Here is a 7454-nt window from a genome sequence, read left to right as displayed (position 1 = left end):
GGTGAGGTGTGGCCGAGCCCGGTTCCGGGTGCGACGATTCCGTTCGGTTCCGGGTGCGTCCGGGATATGGGTCTGACGCTCGGGGAGATGTTCAACCTCGAGGAGTTGGCGGCGGACTGTGAGGCCGATGGGGTGTGGGAGTTCCTGTTCTGCGCTCCGGGGTTGAAGGTCACCAACTCCGCCGGATCCCCCGTCACCCCGATCGTGCTCAAGTAGGAGACCGGCCGATGAGCACACACGCACAGGTGCACTCGGGGATTCAGGCGACGATCGCCGCGCATGCCCAGGCACAGGACGACGGCCGGGTCGACGACATGGTCGCGTTGTACTGGCCGGACGGGGTGGTCGAGATACCCGGCTTCAAGACGCTCGAGGGCGCCGATGCCATCCGGGCGGCGTTCTCGCAACCGGGCTGGCAGCCGGATCCGGCCAAGCCCCAACGTCACGTGGTCACCAATACGGTCCTCACCGAATGGAACGACCGTACAGCGAAGGCGACGAGTGACGTGATCATGCTCAAGCATGATGGCGTCGGGTGGTCGGTGGCGATCGTCGCGCGCTACCACGATCAGTTCGAGGTGTCCGGAGAACGCTGGCTCCTACGGCGCAGGTCCGACGAGTACATCGGCTTCCAGCCCTGACTGGGTTGTACCGCACATCAGGTGGCCCCCGGCGGGGATGCTCTCGTCGGGGCCGCCCAGCGGCTGTGCTCGTTCGTACGGAGCGCACGCCGTTCGGATGACATGTTCACGCCGGAGCGCGGATACGCTGTGCGAGAACGGTTGTGGCGGGATTCTGGTCTTGCTGTTGCACTGGAACGGAGCGAGTTGATGTGTGCGCTCAACAGGGTGTCCCTCGTGTGAGCCGCGGACGCATATCGCTGCCACCGCACAATCGACTTCCGGCCGCCTGAACGGCCGCGCGACGTCAAGCCTTTCCGACAGATCCGCAACCGAGATGGGTGCCATGCAGATGAAGACCGAGCCAGTGGTGTACATGACGCACCGAGACGAAGTTCAGATTGTCTGGGCCACGGGGAACCCGAGCAAAGGTGTGAGCCCGTCCAGCACTCGGCTGGTAGCAKCCGACCTCGGTGACGCGCAACGGCAATCCAGCTCGATTACGATCGAGGACCGGGAGGCCAGCCCTCTACTGCTGGAGATCGAGGTGCTCATCGACACGACAGCCCGCGAGGCACGTCGCGCGCTTGCACGCCTCGAAAATACCGGAGCAATTCCCCACGCGGAGTTGCATGCCTGCGACCGGCGTCGCCGCCCCATGAGATACATAGGTACCGTCCAGGGGCTGAGCGGCCTGATTCAGGACATCTGTGCGGTGGGGATCGCCGACGGGGTCGTTCTGATACCACTGGCACCGAACCCGACCGAGGAACTCATCGCGGCCGAGTTCGCAGAGCTGATCGTCAGCGAAGTTGCGCCCTGACAAGTTGTGATGTGATGTGGTCCAGCATGTTTGCGGGCATCGCGCGAGCGGCGTCGGGGGAGTCTTGCTGAGGGCGAGTGCCCGCCTGGGGCACGCCGAATTTTTTATGGGAAATCGGCGGAAGTCGAACTGTGGATCAGTGCGATGCCGGCCTAACGGGTCGCGGATCTTGGCTCGGCCAGTTCGCTGTGAAAAGAAGAATGGCTGGAGAACGACTCTTCTTGTGTGCTCGCGACCATAGCCAACCACCGTGCATCGGCTCGTGCGACCGCGATATCCGTGAGGATTCGTTTGATTGATAYGGCTGTTCGTCGAGGCGCGATCAGAGTGGCGCACGCAATCGCAGCKTCAATGATGAGCAAGCGCATTGGGAAGACCTCCTAGGTCTGCGGCAATGAATCGGTCAGCCTTCTGTAGCCGGAAAAGATCGATTCAGGTGAGGTCGGCAGGGGCCTCCGACATGTCCGTGTGTCCATCGACCATTCGTGTGTCGGGGCCGTTGAGAGGAGACCTCTCGAGGCCCGTGTCTGATGCGATCGGTCGATAACTCGACCGATCGGTACATCTTATGTAGGCTAGCACACGGCGCTCCGCGCAACGGACGATTCGGTGCCGTTGATTGTACTGACCGATTAGTCTAAATTACTCAACTGATGCGCTGCACACCAAAGTGGAAGCGGGAGTTGCACATGAGGCTTGACGAACGCAGGAAAGAAGCCGGTGCCTGTCGTACGGCACTGCCCTTCGGGGCTTCCGTGAGGGAGATTCGACCTTTGGCGCAACAGTGCCTGTCGACTGCGGCGGACGGAGGCATGGCATGACCGCCCCGACACCCGAACGGGTGTTGGTGGTCGGCGCATCGGCCTCCGGGTTGTGCACGGCAGAGGCCCTGCGCCGCCAGGGATTCACGGGTGAAATCTCCGTTGTCGGTGACGAGTTGCACACCCCGTACGACCGACCGCCGCTGTCCAAGCAAGTCCTGTCGGGGGCATGGGCGCCTGAGCGGTCTACACTGCGGACCGCGGAAGCCCTCTCGGTGCTGACCGCCGATTTCATCCTCGGCGACCGGGCGGTTGCCCTCGACCCAGGTGCCCGGACTGTCCTCACGCAGTCCGGACGTCGACTCGAGGCAGACGCCGTCGTGATTGCCACCGGCGTGCGTGCACGGGTGCTGCCCGGGCACAACGGTTTATCCGGGGTGCACGTTCTGCGCACTCTCGAAGACGCCCTGGCTCTGCGGTCCGACATGCTGGCCGGGTCGCGGCTGGTAGTCGTCGGAGAAGGCGTCCTCGGCGCCGAGATCGCAGCCACTGGCCGAGCGCTTGGACTGGACGTGACCATGACCGGGCCGCAGCCGGCGCCGATGGCGTTGCAGGTCGGCCCCTTCGTCTCGGGTCTGCTGGCGGAACTACACACCGGACGTGGGGTAGAGCTGCGCCTGGGAACCACGGTCACCAGTCTGACCGCCGACAACGGACACGTGAGCGGGGTGCAACTCGGTACCGGGGAGGTACTGCCCGCCGATGTGGTGGTCGTCGCGATCGGTGCTGTCCCCGCGACAGATTGGCTCCGCGAGAGCGGACTGACCCTCGACGACGGGGTGGTGTGCGATTCGCGCTGCCGAGCCGCCGAAGGCATCTACGCGGTCGGCGACGTTGCCCGGTGGCGCCACGAGCACCTCGGCAAATTGGTCCGGCTCGAGAACCGAACCAATGCCACCGAACAAGCTGCCGCCGTTGCGTCCACAATCCTTGGTGCAGATCAGCCATACGTGCCGGTGCCCTATTTCTGGACCGACCAGTTCGACGTCAAGCTCCAGGTCTACGGGTCTCTGCCTACTGGCGCAGAGGTCGACATCGTCGACGGTGAGGTCTCGAGCCGCCGATTCGTCGCCCGCTACCGCAGCAATGGCAGGGTCACCGGTGTCCTCGGGTGGAACATGCCCAAGCAAGTCCGTCTCCGCCGCCAGGACATTCTCGATTCACTCGACGCTGTCGGTGCTTCCGGCCCGAGTCACTGAACATCAGGAGGGAATCTCGCGATTGAGCCGGGCGGCTGCTCCGCGCAGCTTCCGAGAGAGACGGACGCCTGGAGCGCTCACTCGACGGTCGCCCCGCCTCCTCGATCGTCAGCCCACCATCTCGATTGTCATATCCGAACTCACAACCTTGGGGAATCTCATGGACACCTCGGCACCGGGCAGCGCACGTACTGCTGCCCTCCAGCTGTCTTCTCGAACTGAGGATGGGCGCCGGCAGGAACCCACACCTGGGGCCGCTCGTGCCGCCGAGATGGTTGATTTTGCTATTCGCTGGGGCCCCTTCGGCGGCGACGAGTACATTTTCCCGGACTTCGGGATCTCTGTGGCCGCCTTCTATCGGCGAGTGCTGACCATACTGCTGCAGGGGGGTGGTCCTAGGATTGATCCCGAAACTCAGAGCGCGTTGATTACGCTGTGCCAGAGAAGGATCGATACGTCGATGGCCCATCGAACCCCTAGGTAATGATGACTTGACTCGATCCGGACTGCTGCCCTCGAGTTCGCTCGGGTGAGCGCTTCTGCGGCTCTCGATCTGTGTATTCACGCCACCAGWCGGGCTGCCCTCGGCGGCGGGCAGCCCGGCTGGTGGCGTCCGTCGTGTCCCTCAGGCCTTGGCCATCGGAGAGTGGCTACGTTGAGCGGCCGGGATCGCCAGTGTGATCGCGGCTGCGACGAGCGCGACGCCACAGCCGATGAGCATGCCCGTACGGAATCCGGCCTCCGAGGGAACACTGTGTTCACCGAACTGCATGCTCATCTGAGACAGGACCAGGCCGACAACCGCTGCGGCCACCGATGTTCCGACCGAACGCATCAGGGTATTGACGCTGTTGGCCGAGGCCGTCTCGGACCGCGGTACTGCGCTCATGATCAGCGCGGGCATCGCGCCGTACGCGAAGCCGACTCCGGCTGTACCGATGCACGTGACGATCACCAGACCCCATGTGGAACCCATGAGTAGCATCGAAGAGCCGTAGCCGACGGCAATGATGAGGCAGCCGATGAACAGGGTGATCTTCGGCCCGCGCGCGGAGGAGAGCTTGCCGCCGATGGGGGATACCGCCATCATCACCAGTCCGGCGGGCGCCATCCACAGCCCCATGGCGAGCATCGACTGCCCCAGTCCGTAGCCGGTTTGAGCGGGCAGCTGAAGGAGCTGCGGCACGATCAGCGACTGGGCGTACATCGCGAATCCCACCACGATCGAGGCCGCATTGGTCAGAAGCACCGGCCGACGTGCAGTCACCTGTAGGTCTACCAGCGGGTCGGTCCGTCGCAGTTCCCACCATCCCCAGAGGAGCAGCACGATGACCGCGGCGGCAAACAGGTCGAGTGTCATCGTGCTCGTCCATCCCCAGGTAGCGCCCTTGGATACGGTGAGCAGCAGGCATACCAGCGCCGTCCCCAAGCCGATTGCCCCAACAATGTCGAATCTGCCGGACTCGCCGTAGATGGGGATCGTGGGAACGACTCGCCACAACAGACCGAAGACCACGACGCCGAGCACGGCGACGACCCAGAACAGCACTCGCCAGTTCGCGTTCTGAGCGACAATGGCGGCAAGTGGGAGGCCGAGGAGGCCTCCGATTCCCAACGAAGCGCTCATCAGGGCAATCGAGGAGTTCAGGCGCTCCGGCGGAAGGAGATCCTTCATTGCACTGATTCCCAGAGGTATCAGGCCGGCGGCCAGGCCCTGAATCGCGCGACCGGCGATCATCGGTACCAGCGACGAGGACAGCGCGCACACCACTGAACCCAGAATGAGCGGCAGGGTGCAGAGCAGCAGCATCCGCCGCTTCCCGTACATGTCGCCGAGCCGTCCGGTAACCGGGGTGGCGACAGCGGCTGCCAGCAGCGTCGCAGTAATCACCCATGATGCGTTCGCCGAGGTCGTGTTCAGGATCGAAGGAAGGTCTGCGATGAGCGGAACGACCAGGGTCTGGGTCAAGGCGGACGTAATGCCGGTGAAGGCCAGAACGGCGACCAGGGCGCCTGGCCGTACGCCGGGTGGTGCCGAGCGGGCCTCGGCTGTCACCGCACTGCTCATTAGTTGACTCCAGTCTCGAAATCGGGCGAGGTTGCCCTATGCATAAAATGTGTATTGCGCATAGACTATGCATAGTGCACATTGATGTGCCATACGGCCGCTGGTTGGAGTGACGGAAGAGACACATGCAAAAGCCCACGCACCTGATCGAGTTCGAGACGATGCTGCTCGGCCGACACCTTCACTTTCTCGGTCCGGCGCGACGCGACACTCCCGAGCGTTTGGACCGCAGTGCATACACGGTGCTCAGCCGTCTGAGCGTGCAGGGGCCGATGTCCATCAGCCAGCTCAGCGAGGCATTCGCGTTGGACACTTCGACGCTCAACCGACAGACCGCCGCCCTCCTCAAGGCCGATCTCGTCGAGCGCATTCCTGATCCGGAGGGTGGGATCGCTCGCAAGTTTCGGATCACCGAGAAGGGCAGCAGCCATCTCGAGGCCGACCGCGAGTGGGCCATTGCAGGCCTGGAACGCGTACTAATTGATTGGGATCCGGACGAAGTCGCCGAGTTCGCTCGTTGGCTCGAGCGATTCAACACCGACATCGAGCGCCTTACAGGACACCCGTGGCCCCGTCCGGTTGTCCCCTCGGCTTCTTCCGACCGCGGCGACCGGAAGGAACGGCACTCGTGAGCAGCGCGCGAGCGATACGCTGGGGGTAGGTGTCGAGAGGTTTTGTATGTCGTATCTCGTGAGGTCGCTACGTTCACCGTTGTTCGACGGCGCGGGTCAGTGATCCGATGCATGACGGGGATCCACTGGGCACCCAGCGATACGGTTCACCCGACGTCGTTGCAGAGCTGCAGGGCGCGGGGTTCGATGCGGCACACGAGATCGGTCGAGGCGGATTCGGAGTGGTTTATCGCTGTACGCAAAGTGCCCTCGACCGTATTGTTGCCGTCAAGGTGCTCACCGTAGATCTCGACGAGGAGAACCGGGCGCGGTTCTTTCGAGAACAACGCGCGATGGGCAGACTCACCGGGCATCCGAACATCGTCAACATCCTGCAGGTCGGCGAGACCGGGACCGGCCTCCCATACATTGTGATGCAGTACTACCCGCAGGACTCTCTCGATCAGCGACTTCGCCGAGGTGGACCGCTGTCGCTGCCGGAAGCCTTACGGTTGGGGATCAGGGTGGCAGGAGCAGTCGAGACTGCGCATYGGCTCGGAGTACTTCATCGCGATATCAAACCCGCGAACATCCTGCTCGACGACTACGGTGAGCCGGTGCTGACCGATTTCGGTATCGCGCATGTGGCGGGCGGATTCGAGACCGGAACCGGAACAGTCACCGGCACGCCGGCGTACACCGCGCCCGAGGTACTGGCCGGCGATCCACCGACACCGGCCACTGACATCTACGGCATAGGTGCCACCGTGTTCAGCGCGGTCACCGGGCATGCCGCATTCGAACGGCAGAGCGGAGAACAGGTAGTAGCACAGTTCCTGAGGATTACGACGGAACCTGTGCCCGACCTCCGCGAGCAGGGAATCCCCGACGATGTTGCCGAATCGATCGCACGCGCGATGGCTCGGGCACCGGGCCGGCGCCATGCCACTGCCGCAAGCTTCGGTGAAGACCTGCAGCGACTGCAACATCACCATGAATTCACTGTCGACGACATGGCCCTGCGTACTGGTAGCGAAGAACAACACCGTGGCCGCCCGCCTGCAGTCGCGGGACGCCGGGCGCACGATCACCGCCCGCGCGCAGCAGGAAATCTGCCTGTTGAATTGACGAGTTTCGTGGGACGTCGCCGGGAGCTGACCGAAGCGAAGAAGATGTTGACGTCTTCACCTTTGGTGACGCTGACCGGACCCGGTGGCGTCGGCAAGACGCGACTGGCATTGCGAATCGCAGCAAGCATGCAACGCGAGTTCGAGCACGGTGTATGGCCGCGAGTTCGAGCACGGTGTATGGC

Annotated in this window: 6 protein-coding genes and 1 pseudogene; 6 read left to right on the top strand and 1 reads right to left on the bottom strand. The window is 63.5% G+C overall.

Going from position 1 to position 7454, the window contains the following annotated elements; translation table 11 throughout:
* The 4 genes and pseudogenes from AC1DWT_RS48285 to AC1DWT_RS48270 all read left to right on the top strand — a co-directional run.
* Positions 1–216, top strand: a pseudogene (locus tag AC1DWT_RS48285) (cyclase family protein); the annotation flags it as partial.
* An 11-nt stretch (positions 217–227) separates the two neighbouring features.
* The gene (locus AC1DWT_RS48280) at positions 228–641 is read left to right on the top strand and encodes a nuclear transport factor 2 family protein (protein WP_378688729.1); all 414 of its coding nucleotides are present in this window, start codon (positions 228–230) and stop codon (positions 639–641) included.
* Positions 642–966: 325 nt separating this feature from the next.
* Positions 967–1443: a hypothetical protein gene (locus AC1DWT_RS48275; protein WP_477925984.1), complete on the top strand. Its 477-nt coding sequence runs from the start codon at positions 967–969 to the stop codon at positions 1441–1443.
* 817 nt (positions 1444–2260) lie between these two features.
* A complete protein-coding gene (locus AC1DWT_RS48270) occupies positions 2261–3463 on the top strand; it encodes an NAD(P)/FAD-dependent oxidoreductase (protein WP_477925983.1) in 1203 nt (400 codons plus the stop codon).
* Between the two features lie 625 nt (positions 3464–4088).
* Here AC1DWT_RS48270 and AC1DWT_RS48265 read toward each other — a convergent pair.
* The gene (locus AC1DWT_RS48265) at positions 4089–5531 is read right to left on the bottom strand and encodes an MFS transporter (protein ID WP_477925982.1); all 1443 of its coding nucleotides are present in this window, start codon (positions 5529–5531) and stop codon (positions 4089–4091) included.
* Positions 5532–5656: 125 nt separating this feature from the next.
* Between AC1DWT_RS48265 and AC1DWT_RS48260 the strand changes: the two genes are divergently transcribed.
* Together AC1DWT_RS48260 and AC1DWT_RS48255 are read left to right on the top strand one after the other, a co-directional pair.
* Positions 5657–6163, top strand: coding sequence for a MarR family winged helix-turn-helix transcriptional regulator (locus tag AC1DWT_RS48260; RefSeq protein ID WP_095862004.1), 507 nt, complete (start codon positions 5657–5659; stop codon positions 6161–6163).
* A gap of 107 nt (positions 6164–6270) precedes the next feature.
* On the top strand, positions 6271–7454 hold a 1184-nt coding region (locus tag AC1DWT_RS48255; protein WP_477925981.1), incomplete at its 3' end, for a serine/threonine-protein kinase.

This window comes from Rhodococcus sp. P4_B6 (assembly GCF_056402215.1).
The sequence above is the reverse complement of the archived record's forward strand: the minus strand, read 5'-3'. Positions and strand labels throughout refer to the sequence as shown.

What these genes read in the sequence shown, in the direction of transcription:
- AC1DWT_RS48280 (WP_378688729.1), top strand. Translation starts at nt 228, where the DNA reads ATGAGCACACACGCACAGGTGCACTCGGGGATTCAGGCGACGATCGCC.
- AC1DWT_RS48270 (WP_477925983.1), top strand. Translation starts at nt 2,261, where the DNA reads ATGACCGCCCCGACACCCGAACGGGTGTTGGTGGTCGGCGCATCGGCC.
- AC1DWT_RS48265 (WP_477925982.1), bottom strand. Translation starts at nt 5,531, where the DNA reads ATGAGCAGTGCGGTGACAGCCGAGGCCCGCTCGGCACCACCCGGCGTA.
- AC1DWT_RS48260 (WP_095862004.1), top strand. Translation starts at nt 5,657, where the DNA reads ATGCAAAAGCCCACGCACCTGATCGAGTTCGAGACGATGCTGCTCGGC.